Source organism: Mesorhizobium sp. M7A.F.Ca.CA.001.04.2.1, from assembly GCF_003998485.1.
Taxonomy (GTDB): Bacteria; Pseudomonadota; Alphaproteobacteria; order Rhizobiales; family Rhizobiaceae; genus Mesorhizobium; species Mesorhizobium ciceri.
In genome coordinates this window covers 1-18,776 of the sequence record NZ_RZQT01000116.1, presented here as the reverse complement: position 1 = coordinate 18,776, position 18,776 = coordinate 1, and the positions used below count along the sequence as shown (strand labels likewise).

Annotated in this window: 20 protein-coding genes; 6 read left to right on the top strand and 14 right to left on the bottom strand. The window is 63.8% G+C overall.

Translation table 11 applies throughout. From position 1 onward, the window contains the following. Positions 1–114: 114 nt before the first annotated feature. Together EN955_RS26915 and ykgO are read right to left on the bottom strand one after the other, a co-directional pair. Positions 115–720 (bottom strand): hypothetical protein, encoded by a 606-nt coding sequence (locus tag EN955_RS26915; protein ID WP_024502959.1) that lies wholly within the window; start codon positions 718–720, stop codon positions 115–117. A gap of 112 nt (positions 721–832) precedes the next feature. Continuing rightward, the gene (gene ykgO / locus EN955_RS26910; RefSeq protein ID WP_006203764.1) at positions 833–958 is read right to left on the bottom strand and encodes a type B 50S ribosomal protein L36; all 126 of its coding nucleotides are present in this window, start codon (positions 956–958) and stop codon (positions 833–835) included. A 240-nt stretch (positions 959–1,198) separates the two neighbouring features. Between ykgO and EN955_RS26905 the strand changes: the two genes are divergently transcribed. Further along, positions 1,199–1,621: a lysozyme inhibitor LprI family protein gene (locus EN955_RS26905; RefSeq protein ID WP_024502960.1), complete on the top strand. Its 423-nt coding sequence runs from the start codon at positions 1,199–1,201 to the stop codon at positions 1,619–1,621. A 6-nt stretch (positions 1,622–1,627) separates the two neighbouring features. Here the strand turns inward: EN955_RS26905 and EN955_RS26900 are convergent, their stop codons facing one another. The 9 genes from EN955_RS26900 to EN955_RS26860 all read right to left on the bottom strand — a co-directional run bounded on the left by EN955_RS26900 (position 1,628) and on the right by EN955_RS26860 (position 10,307). Then, on the bottom strand, positions 1,628–2,707 hold the full coding sequence (locus EN955_RS26900; RefSeq protein ID WP_024502961.1) for a 5-(carboxyamino)imidazole ribonucleotide synthase: 1,080 nt from the start codon (positions 2,705–2,707) through the stop codon (positions 1,628–1,630). After that, complete coding sequence (purE, locus tag EN955_RS26895) at positions 2,704–3,201, bottom strand: 5-(carboxyamino)imidazole ribonucleotide mutase (protein ID WP_024502962.1); 498 nt, start codon at positions 3,199–3,201, stop codon at positions 2,704–2,706. The genes EN955_RS26900 and purE overlap by 4 nt, the downstream gene beginning before the upstream one ends. Positions 3,202–3,303: 102 nt before the next feature. Next, positions 3,304–4,197, bottom strand: coding sequence for a ribokinase (locus EN955_RS26890; RefSeq protein ID WP_024502963.1), 894 nt, complete (start codon positions 4,195–4,197; stop codon positions 3,304–3,306). Beyond that, positions 4,194–5,069 (bottom strand): MurR/RpiR family transcriptional regulator, encoded by an 876-nt coding sequence (locus EN955_RS26885; RefSeq protein ID WP_013529211.1) that lies wholly within the window; start codon positions 5,067–5,069, stop codon positions 4,194–4,196. Before EN955_RS26885 ends, EN955_RS26890 begins: the two co-directional genes overlap by 4 nt. Continuing rightward, complete coding sequence (locus tag EN955_RS26880) at positions 5,066–6,034, bottom strand: ABC transporter permease (RefSeq protein WP_032899090.1); 969 nt, start codon at positions 6,032–6,034, stop codon at positions 5,066–5,068. Before EN955_RS26880 ends, EN955_RS26885 begins: the two co-directional genes overlap by 4 nt. A 9-nt stretch (positions 6,035–6,043) precedes the next feature. Further along, positions 6,044–7,558, bottom strand: coding sequence for a sugar ABC transporter ATP-binding protein (locus EN955_RS26875; protein ID WP_013529213.1), 1,515 nt, complete (start codon positions 7,556–7,558; stop codon positions 6,044–6,046). 68 nt (positions 7,559–7,626) lie between these two features. Then, on the bottom strand, positions 7,627–8,679 hold the full coding sequence (locus EN955_RS26870; RefSeq protein WP_024502965.1) for a substrate-binding domain-containing protein: 1,053 nt from the start codon (positions 8,677–8,679) through the stop codon (positions 7,627–7,629). A 41-nt stretch (positions 8,680–8,720) separates the two neighbouring features. Next, positions 8,721–9,710 (bottom strand): TIM barrel protein, encoded by a 990-nt coding sequence (locus EN955_RS26865; protein ID WP_024502966.1) that lies wholly within the window; start codon positions 9,708–9,710, stop codon positions 8,721–8,723. Positions 9,711–10,103: 393 nt separating this feature from the next. Further along, complete coding sequence (locus EN955_RS26860) at positions 10,104–10,307, bottom strand: DUF465 domain-containing protein (protein WP_013529216.1); 204 nt, start codon at positions 10,305–10,307, stop codon at positions 10,104–10,106. 239 nt (positions 10,308–10,546) lie between these two features. On the opposite strand from EN955_RS26860, the gene EN955_RS26855 reads away from it, so the two are divergent. The 5 genes from EN955_RS26855 to EN955_RS26835 all read left to right on the top strand — a co-directional run bounded on the left by EN955_RS26855 (position 10,547) and on the right by EN955_RS26835 (position 14,864). Then, the gene (locus tag EN955_RS26855) at positions 10,547–10,726 is read left to right on the top strand and encodes a YdcH family protein (RefSeq protein WP_013529217.1); all 180 of its coding nucleotides are present in this window, start codon (positions 10,547–10,549) and stop codon (positions 10,724–10,726) included. Positions 10,727–11,060: 334 nt separating this feature from the next. Next, a complete protein-coding gene (ispG, locus tag EN955_RS26850) occupies positions 11,061–12,314 on the top strand; it encodes a flavodoxin-dependent (E)-4-hydroxy-3-methylbut-2-enyl-diphosphate synthase (RefSeq protein ID WP_024502967.1) in 1,254 nt (417 codons plus the stop codon). 5 nt (positions 12,315–12,319) lie between these two features. Beyond that, positions 12,320–13,174 carry a lytic transglycosylase domain-containing protein gene (locus EN955_RS26845; protein WP_024502968.1) on the top strand — a complete coding sequence of 285 codons (855 nt, stop codon included), beginning with the start codon at positions 12,320–12,322 and terminating at the stop codon, positions 13,172–13,174. A gap of 87 nt (positions 13,175–13,261) precedes the next feature. Beyond that, positions 13,262–14,077: a Stf0 family sulfotransferase gene (locus EN955_RS26840; RefSeq protein ID WP_081714255.1), complete on the top strand. Its 816-nt coding sequence runs from the start codon at positions 13,262–13,264 to the stop codon at positions 14,075–14,077. Positions 14,078–14,123: 46 nt separating this feature from the next. Beyond that, entirely contained in the window at positions 14,124–14,864 is a 741-nt protein-coding gene (locus EN955_RS26835; protein WP_024502970.1) for a class I SAM-dependent methyltransferase, read from the top strand. Positions 14,865–14,890: 26 nt separating this feature from the next. Here EN955_RS26835 and EN955_RS26830 read toward each other — a convergent pair whose 3' ends face one another. From EN955_RS26830 to EN955_RS26820, 3 genes are all read right to left on the bottom strand, one after another. Beyond that, a complete protein-coding gene (locus EN955_RS26830; RefSeq protein ID WP_024502971.1) occupies positions 14,891–17,230 on the bottom strand; it encodes a response regulator in 2,340 nt (779 codons plus the stop codon). 114 nt (positions 17,231–17,344) lie between these two features. Next, positions 17,345–18,151, bottom strand: coding sequence for a methyltransferase domain-containing protein (locus EN955_RS26825; RefSeq protein WP_024502972.1), 807 nt, complete (start codon positions 18,149–18,151; stop codon positions 17,345–17,347). Between the two features lie 146 nt (positions 18,152–18,297). Then, on the bottom strand, positions 18,298–18,776 hold a 479-nt coding region (locus EN955_RS26820; protein ID WP_206523762.1), incomplete at its 5' end, for a polyprenyl synthetase family protein.

The following is an 18,776-nucleotide window of genomic DNA, read 5'->3' as shown; positions in this document are numbered from 1 at the left end:
GTAGGGGAGTAGGGGAGTAGGGGAGTAGGGGAGTAGGGGAGTAGGGTGTGTGTTCCGCAGGTGCGATCTGCCCCTACGGTCTTACTGCCCTATTCCCTTACTCCCCTAGAGCAATCAAATGCCTTCACCGGCAAGTTCCTCCGAAATCGTGCCGACCTGGTCCTGGGCGCTGCGCATCATCGGATAGATGGCCAGCACCTTTTGCCAGGCCTCGAGCGCCGATTGCTTGTGGCCGGTCAGCGCCATGATCTGCGCCAGGCCGGACAGCGCACCGAAATGGCGCGGCTCGAGCTGCAGCGTATGGTCGATGTCGGACATCGACTTGCCGTAGTTCTTCATCATGAAATGGACGGTGGCACGTCGGTTCCAGCCCTCGGCATAAGTCGGCTGCAAAGTCACCACCTGGTCGAGGAAATCGAGCGCGACGTCGAACTTCTGGCCCTCGACGGCTTTTTGCGACCATTGCATCATCAGGTCGATCGAGGCGCTGCCGGATTGCGACCACTCGCTCCAGATGTTGCCGGCGATGCGCTCCGCCGCCTTTTCGTTGCGTTCGCGTTTCAAGTCGCTGAACAGCTGATCGAGGCGGGCTTGTTTCGTCGTTGCGGCGGGCGGCGCATCCTGAGTGGACGGCGGCGCGACAGCACCATCCGCCCATGCCGGGCCATAAATGACGCCGGAAACAAGCAGAGATGTCAAAAATGCAAAAGGAATCCGCATCGCCGGACTCTAGTCCCGGGCGAGAGAACGTCAAACTGAATTTGGCGTGAAAAGGCCGGCAGACGGCGACAAGCATCAAATGGGCGGAGGCGACAGCCTCCTGCCCGAAAACTCAGCCCTGACGTGCCTTGTAGCGCGGGGCGGTCTTGTTGATGATGTAGATGCGGCCCTTGCGGCGAACCAGCTGGTTGTCGCGGTGACGCGCCTTCAGCGCCTTGAGCGAATTCTTGATCTTCATGGTCTTGCCTGTCGGTGTGGACCCGGTTGGGTCGAAATTTTAAGGCGCGCCAGAAGACGCGCCTTTGAACTGTGGGTGGCTCATAAACGAGGAGCCTTGTCCCTGTCAACCGCAAGCGTGCTCCATAGCGGCTGTGAATCATCCCTGTCATCAATTATCCGCCATGTCTGCCTTGCGGCATTGCGCGGCCCTGGGCCGGCTGGGATGATGCGGTCGCCGTGAAATGATTTGGAGACGACTATGCGCCGGATGTTCCTGGCCGCCTGCCTTGTCCTGCTGGCGGCAGCTTCGGTTGCGCGCGCGCAGGAATGCGACCGCAGCGACGACAGCCAGCAAATGATGAACATCTGTGCCGGCGAGGACTACCAGGCGGCCGACGCCAGGCTCAACACGGCCTATCAGAACCTCATCAGCTCGGACGATGCCAACGGCAAGAGATTGCTGCAGGTGGCGCAACGCGCCTGGATCACTTTTCGCGATGCCGAGTGCGCGCATTCCACCGCCGCCAGCGAAGGCGGATCGATCCATTCGATGGAAGTTTCGCAATGCCTGACCAGATTGACCAATGACCGCGTCAAGCAGCTCGCTGCCGCGGCCAATTGCGAGGAAGGCGATGGGAGTTGCGCCAATCCAGGGCAGGACGAGAGCGACGACGCGCAGTAGGCAACCTTATGAGGCGCGACGTCTGATCCGAGTGAAATGACCCATCTTGCGGCCGGGCCGCGCTTCGGCCTTGCCGTAGAGATGCAGCATCAGATCGGGCTCGGCGAGAAGCTCCGGGACGCGCAGCACATCGTCGCCGATCAGGTTTTCCATCACGCAGTCGGAATGGCGGTCCGGGCCGCCGAGCGGCAGGCCGGCGATGGCGCGGATATGCTGCTCGAACTGCGAAACGACACAGGCGGCTTCCGTCCAATGGCCGGAATTGTGCACGCGCGGCGCGATCTCGTTGGCCAGCAGCGAGCCATCGGCCAGCACGAAGAACTCGACGCCGATGACACCGACATAGTCGAGCGCCGCAAGGATCTTCGATGCGGCCGTTCGGGCTGCTTGCGCCGTCTCCGGCATAATGGCGGCCGGCAAGGTCGATGTGTGGAGAATGCCGTTGCGATGGATATTCTCGGCTGGATCGTAGGCGACAACCGCACCGTCCAGCCCACGCGCCGCGATCACCGATATCTCGCACTCGAACGGCACGAAGGACTCCAGAATCAGCGGCACATTGCCCATCGCCTCGCATGTGCCGGCAAAACCGCCGGCTTCCATGTTGCGGAAGACGCGCTGGCCCTTGCCGTCATATCCCATGCGCCGGGTCTTCAGGATGCCGCTGCCGTCGGATGCTTTCAGCGCCGCCGCCAGCTCGTCATCATTGTCGACGGCGTGGAAATCGGCGGTGGCAATGCCGATGCCGTTGAGGAATGTTTTTTCGTCCACCCGGTCCTGCGCCACTTCCAGCGCACGCGCCGGCGGATAGACCGGAACCTTGGCCGCCAGCGCGCTGGCCGCCGCGACCGGGACGTTCTCGAACTCGTAGGTGATGACGGAACTCGACGCTGCCAGGTCGGCAAGGGCGGCCGGGTCGTCATAGGCGGCTGTTATCTGCCGGTTGGCGACCTGTGCGGCCGGGCAATCCGCTTGCGGCTCCAGCACCACGGTGCGGTAGCCGAGACGGGCGGCAGCAACAGCCAGCATGCGGCCGAGCTGGCCGCCGCCAATGATGCCGATGGTCGATCCGGCGGGCAGGCTCACGGCGTATCCGTCGGTTCAGCCGCGACCTTGGCAGTCTGCGCGGCGCGCCAGGCATCCAGACGGACGGCAAGGCTGTCATCGTTCAGGGCCAGCACGGCGGCGGCCAAAAGGGCTGCGTTGGTGGCGCCGGCCTTGCCGATGGCCAGCGTTCCAACGGGAATGCCGGCTGGCATCTGGACGATGGACAGCAGCGAATCCTGCCCGGAAAGCGCTTTCGATTCCACCGGCACGCCGAACACCGGCAATGGCGTCATCGCCGCCGTCATGCCGGGCAGGTGTGCTGCACCGCCGGCGCCGGCGATGATCACCTGGTAACCGGCCGCCTTGGCGCCCTTGGCGAAATCATAGAGCCGGTCCGGTGTGCGGTGCGCGGAGATGATGAGCCGCTTGTGCGGGATGCCAAGTGCTTCCAGCGTTTCGGCGGCATGGCGCATCGTCGCCCAGTCGGACTGGCTGCCCATGATGATGGCGACGTCGGCGCGTTGATCGTCCAAGTTCGTGTTCCCCGGCGACAAAGGCGCGCCTTAGCGGAATTCGCGCGAGGCCGCAAGGATAGGCGGCCGCTGCTGCGGTCTGGCAAGACGGAAACCAGCCGGTCAGATGCCGTCGCGCTCGGCCTCTGGCGTCGAGACCAGCAAGGCCGAAGCCGCGTTGGCGGCGGTGATGGCCGCCCGCATGGTCTGCCCACGGGCAAGTCCCGCGGCCAGCGCGCCAACGAATTCATCGCCGGCGCCATGCGTGCTGGCGACCTTGACCGGGATGGCGGACAGCGCAAAGGCCTCGCCGCTCCGATCGCAACAGGCGACACCTTCGCCGCCCGCCGTGACGATTGCCACCGGATAGAGATCGGCCAATAGCCGTGCGGCTTGCGCGGCCCCGTCGAGTGTCTCGACCACTGCCGTGCCAGCCAGGAATTCCGCCTCGATGGCGTTGACCACCAATATGTCGACCAGGGCGATCAACTCCTCGGAGAGTTTGCGCGCGGGGGCCGCGTTGAGCACGACGCGGCCGCCCCGTGCCTTGACTGCGCGTGCGGCGGCAATGTTGGCGGCTTCCGGCACTTCGTTCTGCAGCAGGAGCACCGCCGTCTGTCCCACCACATCGGAAGCAGAGGCAATGTCGGCATGGCCCAGTGTCAGATTGCTGCCCGAGACGATCACCGCGCCATAGTCGCCGCCTGCGTCGAAGATCGCCACGCTCATGCCGGAGCCGACGCCAGCGGCCACCCGCACGAAGCGGCGGTCGACCTTGGCGCGATCGAGATTGGCCAGCACCGCCCGCCCGAAATCATCGTCGCCGACGGCGCCGATCATCGCCGCATACACACCGGCCCGCGCCGCCGAGACGGCCTGGTTGCCGCCCTTGCCACCGCATTTGGGGTGCCAGGCATGGCCGGTCACCGTCTCGCCCTTGCGCGGGCGGCCGGGGGCGTCGACCATAATGTCGTAATGCAGGCTGCCGAACACGGTCACCAGCGGCGTTGTCGTCATGAGCCCCGGTCTTTTCGTTTCGATGTCACCGCCGACATGGTGCGGCCGAGATTGCGCTCCGCCGCCTGATAGTCGCGCTGCGCCACCGCGACGAACAACGCGTCGAGAATGTTGAGCTGGGCAATGCGGGCCGCTGCGTTCTCGCCCATCAGCGGCGAGCCCTGCGCGGTCGAGCACAGAACGATATCGGCGACGGCGGCCAGGGGCGAGTTGTCGTAATTGGTGATGGCCAGCGTGCGGGCACCGTTCTTGCGGGCCAACTGGATGGCGTCGATAACGGCCGACGTGTTGCCCGAATGCGAGAAGCCGACGGCGATGTCGTCGCCGCCGAGCAGCGAGGCCGACATCAGCATCATGTGCGAATCGTCGTAGACGGATGCGCGGATGCCGATGCGCAGGAATTTGTGCGAAACGTCGCGCGCGATCTGCGCCGAGCCGCCGACGCCATAGAAATCCCGGTTCTTGGCACGGAAGAGCAGCTCGGCGGCGCGGTCGAAATCCTCGATGTCGAGGATCGCCAGCGTCTCCTCCAGCGCCTGGATGGAGGTGCGGAACACTTTTTGCACGATCTCGGCCGAACTGTCGTCGGATGACAGTTCCTGGTGCATCTCGGCGGTCGGCAGGCGACTGTACTCATAGACGGCGGTGCGGAAGTCGCGATAGCCGGAAAAGCCGAGCTTCTTGGCGATCTTGACCACCATCGCCTCGGACACGCCGGATTCCTCGGCGATCTGCTTCAGCGGAATGCTCTCGTCGAAGCCGCGCCGGCCGAAGACGGTTTCCACCACCTTCGCCTCCAGCGGAGTGAGATGCGGCATCATCATGCGGATGCGCGGTCCTACCGCTTTCAGGTCCAGCCCGCTCAAGGTCATCCACGCCCCCTCGTCACGCGATCGATAAGCATCGCGGCGAGGATTATAAGACCAGTTGCCAGAAGCTGATAGAAGGACTGGACGTTCATCAGCGTCAAACCGTTGCGCATGGCGCCGAGGATGACGGCGCCCAGGATGGTGCCGACGACGCTGCCCTTGCCGCCCATCAGCGAGGCGCCGCCGATGGCGGCAGCCGCGATGGCGTCGAGCTCCCAGAGATTGCCGAGGATGGGTTCGGCGGCGCCCAACCGGCCGATCAGGATCTGCGCGGCAAGCGCCGCCAGCAGGCCTGAGATCATGTAGGCGGCGATCTTGGTGCGGGCAATCGGCACGCCGGCGATGTAGGCCGCCTCCTCGTTGCCGCCGACGGCGAGCAGATATTCGCCGAAGGGCGTCTTCTTCAAAACGACCCAGGCGACGACAGCCACGCAGGCGACGATGACGACCGCCAGAGGCAGTCCGAACAGCGAACCGTTGAAGACGGCGCGAAAGCCTGGGGGCAGGCCGAGGACCGGATTGCCGCCGGTGTAGATCAGCGCCAGTGCCCGATAGGTGCTGAGCGTTCCCAACGTGACGATGAAGGGCTGCAGCCCAACATGGGCGACGAGCACGCCGTTGACGAGGCCGCAGGCAAGACCAATGGCGAAGCCGGCGGCGATGGCCAGCGGAAACGGCACGCCGGCGACCATCATAGAGGCCGAGATGACGGCCGAGAGTGCTGCCGTCGGCCCGACCGACAGGTCGATGCCGCCGGAGATGATGACCAGCGTCATGCCCAGCGCCAGACAGGCATTGATGCTCGACTGCTGCAGGATGTTGATCAGGTTGCGCTCGGCGAAAAAGCCGGGCACCAGCGCGCCGAACACGGCCAGGATCACGACAAGCCCGATCAGCGTGCCGGCGTCGCGCATGGAAACACCGCGCAGGAATTCGGCCTGGGACCGCACCAGAGTGGCATCCGACATATCCGTCACCTACTGCCTTGCCGGCTGTGCGGCCGGCGTTTGCGTTTGCGGGATGGCGTGCGCCGCGATCGCCTGTTCTGAGAGATTTGCCCTATCGAGTTCGGCGGCGATGGTGCCGTCGCGCATGACCAACACGCGGTCGGCAAGCCGGATCACCTCGGGCAGTTCGGAGGAGACGACGACCACCGCATGGCCCTCGGCGGCGAGTTCCTCGATCAGATGATAGATCTCCGCCTTGGCGCCGACATCGATGCCGCGCGTCGGCTCGTCGAACAAGAGGATGCGTGTTCCCGCCGCCAGCCAGCGGCCGATGATCGCCTTCTGCTGGTTGCCGCCGCTGAACAGGCGGATCGGCCGGTCGAGCAGGAATGGGCGCAGATTGACGCGGCTCATCTTCTCGGCCGCCACCTGTTTCAACCTGGCGTGATCGATGAGGCCGCGCGGCGCGAACACGGCCATCGAGGCCAGCGCCATATTGCTGGTGATCGAGCGCAGCGGCACGATGCCTTCGCGTTTGCGCTCCTCCGGCACCAGTCCGACGCCGGCGGCAATCGCGTCACGCGGGCTGAAGAACCGTGCCGCCTTGCCGTCGATTGCAATCGTCCCGGCCGTGGCGCGATCGGCGCCGGCCAAGAGCCGCAGCAGTTCAGTGCGGCCGGAACCGACCAGGCCGGCAATGCCCAGCACCTCGCCGCGATGCAGATCGAACGACACGTTGCGCACCTTCGTCGCCGAGGAGAGGCCACGCGCGCTCAGCATGACCTTGTTCGTGGCATGGGAATTATGCTGCTCCTGCGCCAGTTCGCGGCCGACCATCATAGCCACGACCGCTTTCTCCGACAGGTCGTTCAGATCGACGGAATCGACGACGACGCCATCGCGCATGATGGTGGCGCGCCGGCAGATGCCGAACACCTCGTCCAGCTTGTGCGAGACATAGACGACGGCGACGCCGTCGCGGGCGAGGCCGGTGATGACTTGCGCCAGCCGTTCGAATTCGCTCGGCGTCAGGCTCGATGTCGGCTCGTCCATGGCGACGATGCGGGCGCGATCGAGCAGCGCGCGGGCGATCTCGACAATCTGCCGCTGCGCCACCTTCAGGGTACCGAGGGGTGCAGCCGGATCGATGGAGGGATCGATGGCCGCAAGAGCCTCCGCAGCACGGCGCTCCTGTTCGCGCCGGGCGACGAAGATGGCGCCGCGCGTCAGCGGATGGCCTAGGAACATGTTCTGGGCGACGCTAAGGCGTGGTACCTGCTGCAATTCCTGATGGATCATGGCGACGCCCGCAGCGCGTGCGGCGACCGGGTTGACGAGTGTAACCGGCTTGCCGTCGATGAGGACGCTTCCCGCTGTCGGCCTGTAGACGCCAGACAGGATGCGCAGCAGCGTCGACTTGCCGGCGCCATTTTCGCCGAGCAGGCCGTGGATTTCACCGGCACCTACCGAGAACGACACGCCGTCAAGCGCCCGCACGGCCGGAAACAGCTTGGAAATGCCCTGGAATTGCAGCCGGGGTGACATTGGGTTCTATCTCCGGGCAACGGTGCCGGCGGGAGCGAATTGCTCTGGCCGGCACTCGCCGATTGGCCTTACTGGCCCGCAGCCGCGTCCTCGAGCAGTGCCTTGCGCGCGCCGGCGCCGGAATAGCGGTCGGCATTGTCCTTGGTGATCAGTGCCTGGGGCGTGGCGACGACGCGGGGCAGCTTCTGTCCCGCGACGAGACGCAGAGCAGTTTCCAACGCCACTTCGCCGGTCAGCACCGGGAAACTGTCGACCGTGCCGGTCAGTTCGCCGGCCCGTATGGAGGCATAGGCGTCGGAAATGCCGTCGGTGCCGAAGACCGCAACCTTGTCCTGCAGGCCGGCGGCCTTGACTGCCTCGACGATGCCGAGCGCCATGCCGTCATTGTTGGCATAAAAGCCGATCAGGTCGGGGTGCTGCTGCAGGATGTTGGTGGCCGCATCATAGGAGGTCTGGCGGTCCCAGTTGCCGGGAACGCTGGCGACGACCTCGAACTTGCCTGCCTCGGTGATGGTCGACTTGAAGCCGTCGGTGCGCTGCACGGCGGCATAGACGCCAGCCTGGCCTTCGACGATGGCGACCTTGCCGCCATCCGGACGGTTCTTGATGAACCATTTGGCGACGCGCACGCCATTGTCGCGCTGGACATTGCCGACATAATGTTCGGCCTGCGGGATGACGGCGTCATTGACGTTGACCACCGGCACGTTGGCGGCCTTGGCTTGCTCCATGATCGGCTGCAGATTGGCATCCGTCTGCGGCGAGACGAGCAGCACGTTGTAGCCCTGGGTCACCAGGCCTTCGGCAATGGTGAGCTGGCCGAGCTGGTCGCCCTCGCTTTGCGCTGCCTGATAGACGACGGGAACGCCGACCTTGGCGCCGAATGCCGTGTAGCCCTCGCCCAGCGAGCGCCAGTATTCATTGGTCAGCGTCTTGGAGACGGCGCCTGCCTTGGTGCCTTCGGGCAGCTTGGGGAACGCGCCGAATTTGGCCTCGACCTGCGACCAGTCGATGCGGTCCTTTTCCGTGTCGGAATTGAGCGGCGCGAGGTCGGCCGAAAAGGCAGAGCCGATCGACAGCGCCATCAGTGCGGCGGTAGCCGTGGCAAGCAGAAGTTTCATTGTATTCCTCCCTTGTTGAAAACGATAATGGTGCGGATGCCTCAGCTATCCGGCCCGAGCATGATTTCCTGGATGATGGCCTGCGACGTCACCGCATCCTGGCTGTCCATGGCGGCGGACAGGCGATTGTCCTGCTCCAGCCGGTCGACGACGCGCAGCATGCGCTTGACGGTGGCGATGTTGACTTCGCACTCGCGCACCGGATCGAGCCCGGTCATGTCGGGGAACGTGTCGAAATAGATGGCGCCGGCGTAACCGTCGCGGCGAATCTGCCTGAGCAGCTCGATGGTCTGCAGCGTGTGCACCGCGCCGACCATCAGGCCGTCGTCGCGCTTGGCGTAGCCGTCGTTCAGATGCACGCCGAGCAGCTTGCTGTGGCGCGCCACCAGGGCCGCGGCAAAGGCCGGCTGTTCGTCAGCATAGAGCACATGGGCGAAATCGAGGGTGACGCCCAGATTGGGCAGGCCGACATCGCGGATCGCCAGCAAGGTCGTCGCCGCATCCGGCATCAGGCTGTAGGAGCGTGGTTCGTTCGGTTTGTACTCAAGGCTGATCTGACAGTCGGGATCATGCGCGGCTACTTCACGAATCCCCTCGATTTCGTGTTGCCAAAGCGTCACATAGTCGGCCTGGAAGGCGTAGTCGAAGCCATCCTGGCCGAGCCACAGCGTCATCAGGCTGGCGCCGGCCTCACGCACGGCATCGATGCCGGCTTTGGTCAGGTCGATGGCCTCGCGGCGCACCGCCGGATCCGGATTGGTGAAGGCGCCGAGCTTGAAGGCGGGGTTGGAGTAGTAGCGCATGGCAAAGCCATTGATAGAAAGCCCGAGATCGCTCAGTTTGAGGGCGATTTCCGCAGGCTTTTCACTGACATGGTCGGGAAAGTTGAGGTCGAGATCGGTAAGCCCGCCGACCTTGGCGGCGCGCGCCGCCATCTGCAGCAGCGACGGCTTGCCGGTAAGATCAGGCCATTCGGCCTGCGGCCGCGAGGCAAAGGAATTCAGGCGCGTGGCGAAACGAGTGGCTGTCATGGTCGATCCTTCAATCGTCATGACTTCACATAAATACAAATATTTGTAAAGTTATTGTTTTGGGGGGCGGGCGGTGAGCTGTGTCGACGACCGGGCTGAGCCGCGCGAAGGCGCAGGTTTCCCAGCGGCGTCGCCGGATAATCCGTCAGAACGGTGGTATCAGTAACCGGGGAGGACCGTCCTCAGCCGCCGTTTTGCGGAAGCGTGCGACGAAGCCGTCGAGTTCGAGGCGCTCCATGTGCGAGATCGCCCGGCAGGACGCGCCGTCGCGGCTAGTGCACCGGCGAAAAAGAGCCCAACGATTGACCGGCCAAAGGCACCGTCACACGACCGCGCAGGGAGATGCAGATCGCCGCTGCCTGGCGCTCGATCAGCGTCAGCACATCACATCGTTCACGCAATGATGTCGGGAATGATCTTGTCTTCCAGCGCCATCAGCCGGTCCTTGAGGAACAGCTTCTTCTTCTTCATGCGCTGGATCTGCAGCGGATCGCAGGCCATGGCGATCATCGCGTTGATGGCTGCATCGAAATCGGCGTGTTCCTGCTTCAGGCGGGAAAATTCGAGGCGAATATCGGCCTGTTCCTGATCGGACATTCTCTACCGTCTGCACGTCTGCGGCGCCCAAAGCTGGGCCTGATTGGGCGGGGCCGGGTGTTTTGTCACCGGCGTGCAGCCCATATCACATTTCACAGTGTCGTGGAATGCTACCACGGATCATTCGACATCGCCCGCGGAAGGTGACACACTGTCACCGTGCCGTCACAGAAGCGAACCTGCGGTGGACGCGCCGTGACGGTTGCAATCGAGGAAAACCATGAAAGGGAGAACCAATCATGTCTCTTGCATCCCATCTTGATGAGTTGCAGCGGAAACACGGCGACATCGAACGTGAAATCGATGACGCGATGAATCATCCATCGGTCGACGACCTCGAAATCGTGAATCTTAAGCGACGCAAGCTGGCACTCAAGGACGAGATTGAAAAACTAAGAGGAAAACCGACCACGCATTGATGCCCTCCTGACATAGCCGCCCGGTATCCGCGGCCTCTTTTCCCGGCGGCTCCCCGCCGCCGGCGTGGAGGGGTTTGATTTCCCAGCACCGGTCTGTCAGCCGAAGCTGGACTTGCACCGGCTTAATATCCGCTTCGGCCGTCGCCCGTTTCGCCAGATCATCGATTGTTTTTGGTCGTTGGCGGCGTGCCGATTCCGGCCAGTGGCGACCTGTCGCCATTGACAAGCGATCTTTGCTCCTCCACCTCATGCCCGGACCTCAGCGCATCGGCCCGGGGCGTCGTTGTGCGCCCATGCAGGACACAAGATGCTCCAGAGACAAAAGGCTGCCGGCATGACCGGATATTTTTCCTCTCCTTTCCCCCGCCGCACCTCGGTCGGCGTCGATGTCGGCGGCGTGGTCGTCGGCGGCGGCGCGCCCGTTGTCGTCCAATCGATGACCAACACCGACACGGCCGATATCGACCAGACCGTCGCGCAGGTCGCAGCACTGCACCGGGCCGGCTCCGAGATCGTGCGCATCACCGTCGATCGCGACGAGAGTGCCGCCGCCGTACCGCGCATTCATGAGCGGCTTCAGCGGCTTGGCATCAACGTGCCGCTGGTCGGCGATTTCCACTATATAGGCCACAAGCTCTTGGCCGATCACCCGGCCTGCGCCGAGGCGCTGGCCAAATATCGGATCAACCCCGGCAATGTCGGCTTCAAGGACAAGAAGGACCGGCAGTTCGCCGATATCGTCGAGATGGCGATCAGGCATGACAAGCCGGTGCGCATCGGTGTCAACTGGGGCTCGCTCGACCAGGAGCTTTTGACCCGGCTGATGGACGACAACCAGGACAAGGGTTTTCCGCTGACGGCGCAAGAGGTGATGCGCGAGGCGATCGTGCAGTCGGCCATTCTCTCGGCCGAGATGGCGGAAGAGATCGGCCTTGGCCGCGAGAAAATCATCCTGTCGGCCAAGGTCAGCGGCGTGCAGGACCTGATTGCCGTCTATGCCGAGCTCGCCACCCGCTCCAACCATGCGCTGCATCTCGGCCTGACCGAAGCCGGCATGGGCTCGAAAGGCATCGTCGCTTCGTCGGCCGCCATGGGCATCCTGCTGCAGCAAGGCATCGGCGACACCATCCGCATCTCGCTGACGCCGGAGCCGAATGGCGACCGCACGCGCGAGGTGCAGGTTTCGCAGGAATTGCTGCAGACGATGGGGTTCAGGCAGTTCGTGCCGATCGTCGCCGCGTGTCCCGGCTGCGGCCGCACGACCTCGACCGTGTTCCAGGAGCTCGCTCAGAACATCCAGGCAGATCTCAGGAAGAACATGCCGGTGTGGCGCGACAAATATCCCGGCGTCGAGAACCTCAAGGTCGCGGTGATGGGTTGCATCGTCAATGGCCCGGGCGAGTCCAAGCATGCCGATATCGGCATTTCGCTGCCCGGCACCGGCGAGACGCCGACGGCGCCTGTCTTCGTCGACGGCAAGAAGGCGGCGACGCTGCGCGGACCGTCGATCGCGGCGGATTTCGAGAAAATGGTCGCCGACTATATCGAACAGCGGTTCGGTCGCGGCGGCAAGGCCGCGGCAGAGTAGGTCAAATGCAGCGTTTCCTGTGGGCGACGCTGGTCCTGCTGTGTGGGCTAGTCTGGTCGACACTGGCTCAGGCCGATCCGCCGCAATCCGCCAAGCAACGGCTTATCGACAAGGTCTGCAACCTGATCCAGGCGCATGCCGACCAGAATGGTTTGCCCAGGGATTTCTTCGCCCGGCTGATCTGGAAGGAGAGCCGTTTCGATCCCAACGCCGTCAGTCCCGTCGGCGCCGAAGGCATTGCCCAGTTCATGCCGGGAACCGCCAAGATGCGCGGGCTTACCAATTCCTTCGACATCAATCAGGCGATCCCGGCTTCGGCGAAATATCTCGCCGAAATGAAAACCGGCTACGGCAATCTCGGCCTGGCGGCCGCCGCCTACAATGCCGGCGAGAGCCGGGTGTCGCGCTGGCTCAGTTCCGGCGGTTTCCTGCCGATGGAAACCGAAAGCTATGTGTTCGACATCATGGGCGAACCAGCCGACAAGTTCACCGACCGAGCCTATGCCGGAAGGGTCGAACCGCTCGACGCAAAAACGGATTTTGGTGTCGCTTGCCGAAAACTGCCAGTGATCATGTCGCGGACCGTGGCGATGGCCTCGATCAACGTAAAGCCATGGGGCATCCAGGTGGCCGGCAATTTCCGCCGCAGTGCCGCGATCAACCAGTGGCTCAGGGTAAGGAGCCGGTTCCCGGCCCTGCTCAACGGGCACGATCCAGTGGTCAGCCGGGTGCGCACGCCGATCGGCCGGCGGGGTATCTATGCGGTCAGGATCGGTGTCGACCACCGCGCCGATGCAAACGTCATCTGCCAGAAATTGCAAAGCATCGGTGGGGCATGCGTGGTGGTGCGCAACCGGTAATTTGACCCCTGCCGGCAGGGTATTTTGTCTGAGAGAGGCATTTAAAAAGCGACAGCCGTGGCGTCGCATCCAGCAAGGATTTCAGCTATGGCGGCGGCCATGTTACCAGGAGCGACAGCCCCTGCCTTTGACAAGCCGCGTGGGCACAACATGTTCGATGGATACATTATCTGCGGTACGCCGAGGACGGGGAGCACTTTGCTGTGCAAGCTTCTGGCGTCCACGAAGACGGCCGGTGATCCGCACTCATTCTATCGGCGCCAGGACGTGGTGGAGTGGGCCGAAGAGTGGAAGTTGCCCGATCGCGCCGCGATGAGCGAGCTCGAATTCGATGCCGCGTATCTCGATGCCGCGATCGCCGCCGGCAAGGGTGGGACCGGCCTCTTCGGCCTCCGCTTGATGCGCGAAAATCTGGATGAGCTTTCGGCGATCCTCGACCGGATTTTCCCAAAACTGCCATCCGACAGAGCACGGTTCGAAAGAGCATTCGGCAATGTTCTCTACATACACCTCTCGCGGGAAGACAAGCTTGCGCAGGCTGTCTCCCTGATCAAGGCAGAGCAGACCGGTCTTTGGCATATCGCTCCCGACGGCACCGAGATCGAAAGGGTCGCACCGCCGAAAGAGCCCCAATATGATTTCGAGCGGATCAGGCGTGAGGTCGAGGTACTCGAGACCTATGATGCGGCATGGAACATTTGGTTCGCTGAGCAAGGCATCACCCCGCTTCGGGTTGGCTACGAGCGCCTTTCGAGCAATCCGGCGGCGACATTGCTAGGCATCTGCGAAGTCTTGGGCGTTCAAGCGCCGAATGCCGATGACGTGAGCCCCGGCGTTGCAAAGCTCTCCGACGACACGAGCCTCGACTGGATGCGCCGCTATCGCCTCGACGCAGCCGCCTGATGCATTGATGGGCTGCAGCTGGAAATTTGGAGTATGGGCAGCGACTATGACCGACCCTATCTACAGCGATCCCGACTTCGTCCAGTTCTATGATATCGAGAATCAAAGCGGCCGTGCCGATTTTGATTACTGTATCGGTCTTGCCGTAAATCGCGGCTCGGTCCTCGATCTCGGCTGTGGCACTGGCCAACTGGCTGCCGAACTTGCCGATGGGCATAATGTCACTGGCGTTGATCCGGCATCGGCGATGCTCGACGTGGCGCGGCGCAGGGCCGGCGGCGACAGGGTCGACTGGGTCGAGGCCGACGCGCGAACTGTTCGGCTCGGGCGGCGTTTCGACCTGATCCTGCTCACCGGGCATGCGTTCCAGGTTTTCCTGACAGGCGAGGATCAGATGGCGGTGCTGGGCACCATCGCCGAGCATCTCGCTCCCGGCGGGCTCTTCATTTTCGACACACGAAATCCCGCCGAGGAGGAATGGCTGGAATGGACACCGCAGCGCTCCGAACGGGCAGTTACGCATCCCGGCCTCGGCACGGTCAAAGCCTGGTATGATGCCGAACACGATGCCGCTACCGGCATCGTCACCTACTCGACCTTCTATGACATTCCGGGCGGTAGACCTGTTCTGGGCGCCGAATCCAAGATCGCGTTCCCCAAGAAGGAAGATCTTGCGGGGATGCTGGACGAGACTGGCCTGTTGGTCGAGCAGTGGCTGGGTGACTGGCAGGGCACACCTTATGGTGTGACCTCGCCGGAAATCATCCCGATCGGCCGGTTGCGCTGATCCGGCCTGACCAATAGGGCCGGCTTTTACGCCGTCTTGGCCACCACGGTCTCGCTGAGCCAGGTGCCGATCTTGGTGCCCAGTCGGTCGGGCGAAACGGGCTTCGGCAGATAGTCGTCCATGCCCGATTCGATGCACTTGTCGCGATCGCCCTTCAGCGCATGCGCGGTGACGCCGATGATCGGAATGTGGGTGCCCGTCGAGGTCTCCATGGCCCGGATCGCGCGGGTCGCTTCGTAGCCATTCATCTCCGGCATCGAGACGTCCATCAGGATCAGCTTGGGGCGCAGCGCCCGGTACATCTCGACCGCCGTGCGGCCGTTGCCGGCGATGCGGTAGCTCAAGCCCAAGCCATTGAGGATCTGGCCGAAGACCAGCTGGTTCACGTCGTTGTCCTCGGCAATCAGGATGTCGATCGGTCCGTTCGGCGTGGTTGTCGATTCCGGTGCTGCCGCGACTGGCAGCGCCGGGCCGCGGATGACGGTAAAGGCGGGCGGCGCTGCCGGGGGAGCCTGGACGATCGGTTCGCGGACAAACTGCGCCTTGCCGACCTGCGAACGGGCCTTCTGCACGACCGAGATAACGGTGCCGAGCAGGACCGCGGAGCGCGCCGGCTTCGTCAAATGCGCGGCAATGCCGAAGTCGATGATCATCTTGCCGAAATCGACCTGGTCGACCGAGGTCAGCAACACCACCGGGATGGAGGACAGCCGGCTGTCGGAAGCAATTGCCCTGGCGACGTCGGCGCCGTTCATGCCGGGCATCTGGTAGTCGAGGATGATGCAGTCGACGGCGGCGCCCAACTGAAAGGCGCGATCGAGGAAGGCCAGGCCGACGGCGCCGCTTTCGGCGGCGGCACAGTCGAAGCTCCAGCTCCTGAGCTGCTCGAGCAGGATTTCGCGGTTGACCGGATTGTCGTCGATGACCAGCACGCGCGCGCCGGTGACGTCGACCGGCACGATCTCGTCGCGCGCCGCGGCCTGATGCGCGGGCAGCGGCACCGCGAACCAGAACACCGAGCCGCGGCCGATCTCGCTCTCGACGCCGATCTTGCCTGCCATCAGGTCGACGAGGCGTGCTGCGATGGCCAAGCCCAGCCCCGTGCCCTCGTGACGGCGGGTGGACGAGCCGTCGACCTGCGCGAATTTTTCGAACACGTTCTGCAGTTTCTCGGCCGGTATGCCGATGCCGGTGTCCTCGACGCGGATCTTGAGCTGGACCACGTCGTTGACGATCTCGCCGCCGACGTCGATCAGCACGTGACCCTTCTCGGTGAACTTCACTGCGTTGCCGAGCAGGTTGGTGATGATCTGCCGGAACCGGCCGGCGTCGCCGACGACATGGGCCGGCAGGCGCGGATCGACGCGCACGATCAGTTCGAGGTTCTTTTCGGCGACGCGAGCCGAGACCAGCGTCGCCACGTCCTCGACCGCCTCGGAAAGGCGGAAGGGAGCAGGGTCGAGGGTGAGCTGGCCAGCATTGATCTTGGAGAAATCGAGGATGTCGTTGATGATGGTGAGCAGCGCGTTGCCGGACTTCACGATAACGTCGGTGAAGGTCTTTTGGCGTGGGGTCAGATCGGTCTTGGCCAGCAGTTCGGCCATACCGAGCACACCGTTCATCGGCGTGCGGATTTCGTGGCTCATATTGGCCAGGAATTCCGATTTGGCGCGGTCGGCGGCCTCGGCCTTGAACAGGGATTCGGCGGATTCGGCAAAGGCGCGGCGGATCGCCACTTCCATCGGGCGGAAGATCCAGAAGGCGACGATGGCAAGGGCCGCGAACAGGATCCCGCTGGCCCACAACAACAGCCTGTCGCTGGAGGCATCGGCCAGATGGCGCTCATCATCCATGGCGGTGCGGACGCGAACCAGCATGGGTTGGGCGAACAGGTCATTCTGGTTGCGGATTTCGCGATAGCTCCACTCATCGACCTTCTGCGCCACCGACATCAGGTTGAAATTGCGCACCATGTCGCGCGGCGACCAGAACAGATCGCCGTTAACTGAAGCGGATTGGAGTTCGTCGACGGTCTTGATCGACAGCCGCGGCTTGATCGCCGCAAGCTGGGCGGTCAGCGTCTCGATCTCGCCGGTCAGGCGCTCCGAATGGCCGCGCGCCGATGTGGTCAGGGCATCGCGTGTCTCCGCCCGCCAGGCGGTGCCGGTCGTCTCGGCAAAGCTGGTCGCGTTGCGCAGGTCTCGGGTGAAGATGACGAGATTGCTGCTCAGCGCATCGATGTCGCGGCGAAAGGAATTGACGCGATCAAGCGCAATCACGATGCCGGCGGAAGCCAGCGCGAAGATCAGCAACCCTGAAATACAGCGGATCCGGACCGACCGGATGAAGGACGAATATTCAGGCATGCGCAACCCCAACACATACGCACCATTTTAATGGCCGGGATTACGCTTCATTTACATTAAAATTTCGTTCGTTCGGGCAGGCGAGCCGTGCGAGCCGCCGGATGGACAGCGCGCCTAGGCCGCGTCCACGACGAGGGCGCGGATGCGGCCACTCACCGGGCCTTCCCCGAACCGTTTCCCAAGGGCATTCGCCACGTATCGCGTCACCTCCTCCAGCGAGCCACCGCGCGCCTCGATCTCGGCCCGCAGGGGCGTGCCCTGGCAATAGGCCGTGGCCGCCTCATATGGCGAGGAAGCGGCGCTGACGGCATCCAGCGGCTCTATGGTGATGTTACGGAAGCCGGCGGCATGCAGGTCGGCGCGGATGACGTCCGCATCGTGATAGCCATGCGGTGTCCTTGCCATGAAGCGAGGCGGATCGGCCGGGAAAAAATGGCCGAGCGCCCGCGTCACCTCATCGGCAAACTCGTTCTCTTCGATGGCACCCCAGACGTTGAACAGGAAGTGTCCGCCCAGCCGCATCACGCGCCGAACTTGCCCGTAGGCGCCCACCCGATCGGGGAAGAACATCGCGCCAAACTGGCAGGCCACGGCGTCGAACTGTGCGTCCTCGAAGGGCAGCGCCTGAGCATCGGCCTGCTGCCAGGTGATGCGAGGATCGTCCACCATCCGCGTGCGTGCGTGGTCGAGCATGGGCTGGTTGAGGTCGGTGACCACGATGCGCGCTTGCGCCGGCAGCTTTGCTGCGAGCGCACGTGTCACCACACCGGTGCCCGCCGCCACTTCGAGCACCGATTGCGGCCCGAGCTTCGACACCCGCTCCGCCAGATCCCGCGCATATGGCTCGAAGATCAGCGGCACCATCGCCCGGTCGTAGATCTCGGGAATGGAACCGCTGAACAGCTTGTCGGTGGTCGACATGGCATCCTCCAACTCTTATCCGCACCGCGTGCTTGCCGTGCGGATGTCAATCCTCTGCCTCGGCAGGCTTCCGCTCAAGTTCTATTTCAGAACCGGCCGGCGGGGACGTGCGTGCAATCAGCTCGATGTTCCGGCTGGCACCAACCTTAGCTGTTACGCGCCGCCACGAATGTCGCCGCTTCTTTCAGCAACTGGGCATCGTCACCATAGGGCTCAAGCAGCGCATGCGCCTGTTGGACGAGGCCGTGAAGCTGGCCACGTGCCCAATTCGCACCATGCAAGGCCACCAGCGTCGCCTTGCCGGCGGCGGCGTCCTTGCCGGTCGCCTTGCCCATCTGGCTGGCGTCGGCGGTCAAATCGAGCAGGTCGTCGGCAAGCTGGAAGGCAAGACCGATCGCCGAGCCGAATTCGGCCAGCCGCTCGCGGTCATCGGCCGGGGCGCCGGCGATGAGGGCGCCTGCCTCGCAGGCGAAGCGGATCAGCGCGCCGGTCTTCATCGCCTGCAGCCGGATGATGCCGGCCTCGTCCGGCGGCGTCTGTTCGGCTTCGAGATCGAGCTTCTGGCCGCCGACCATGCCGCCTGCTCCGGCGGCGCGGGCAAGCGCCAGCACCAGGGCTGCCCGCC

Bases quoted from the DNA above. Each gene is read 5' to 3' on its own strand.
- EN955_RS26915 (WP_024502959.1), bottom strand. From the start codon at position 720: ATGCGGATTCCTTTTGCATTTTTGACATCTCTGCTTGTTTCCGGCGTC.
- ykgO (WP_006203764.1), bottom strand. From the start codon at position 958: ATGAAGATCAAGAATTCGCTCAAGGCGCTGAAGGCGCGTCACCGCGAC.
- EN955_RS26905 (WP_024502960.1), top strand. From the start codon at position 1,199: ATGCGCCGGATGTTCCTGGCCGCCTGCCTTGTCCTGCTGGCGGCAGCT.
- EN955_RS26890 (WP_024502963.1), bottom strand. From the start codon at position 4,197: ATGACGACAACGCCGCTGGTGACCGTGTTCGGCAGCCTGCATTACGAC.
- EN955_RS26885 (WP_013529211.1), bottom strand. From the start codon at position 5,069: ATGACCTTGAGCGGGCTGGACCTGAAAGCGGTAGGACCGCGCATCCGC.
- EN955_RS26880 (WP_032899090.1), bottom strand. From the start codon at position 6,034: ATGTCGGATGCCACTCTGGTGCGGTCCCAGGCCGAATTCCTGCGCGGT.
- EN955_RS26875 (WP_013529213.1), bottom strand. From the start codon at position 7,558: ATGTCACCCCGGCTGCAATTCCAGGGCATTTCCAAGCTGTTTCCGGCC.
- EN955_RS26870 (WP_024502965.1), bottom strand. From the start codon at position 8,679: ATGAAACTTCTGCTTGCCACGGCTACCGCCGCACTGATGGCGCTGTCG.
- EN955_RS26865 (WP_024502966.1), bottom strand. From the start codon at position 9,710: ATGACAGCCACTCGTTTCGCCACGCGCCTGAATTCCTTTGCCTCGCGG.
- EN955_RS26860 (WP_013529216.1), bottom strand. From the start codon at position 10,307: ATGTCCGATCAGGAACAGGCCGATATTCGCCTCGAATTTTCCCGCCTG.
- EN955_RS26855 (WP_013529217.1), top strand. From the start codon at position 10,547: ATGTCTCTTGCATCCCATCTTGATGAGTTGCAGCGGAAACACGGCGAC.
- ispG (WP_024502967.1), top strand. From the start codon at position 11,061: ATGACCGGATATTTTTCCTCTCCTTTCCCCCGCCGCACCTCGGTCGGC.
- EN955_RS26845 (WP_024502968.1), top strand. From the start codon at position 12,320: ATGCAGCGTTTCCTGTGGGCGACGCTGGTCCTGCTGTGTGGGCTAGTC.
- EN955_RS26840 (WP_081714255.1), top strand. From the start codon at position 13,262: ATGGCGGCGGCCATGTTACCAGGAGCGACAGCCCCTGCCTTTGACAAG.
- EN955_RS26835 (WP_024502970.1), top strand. From the start codon at position 14,124: ATGACCGACCCTATCTACAGCGATCCCGACTTCGTCCAGTTCTATGAT.
- EN955_RS26830 (WP_024502971.1), bottom strand. From the start codon at position 17,230: ATGCCTGAATATTCGTCCTTCATCCGGTCGGTCCGGATCCGCTGTATT.
- EN955_RS26825 (WP_024502972.1), bottom strand. From the start codon at position 18,151: ATGTCGACCACCGACAAGCTGTTCAGCGGTTCCATTCCCGAGATCTAC.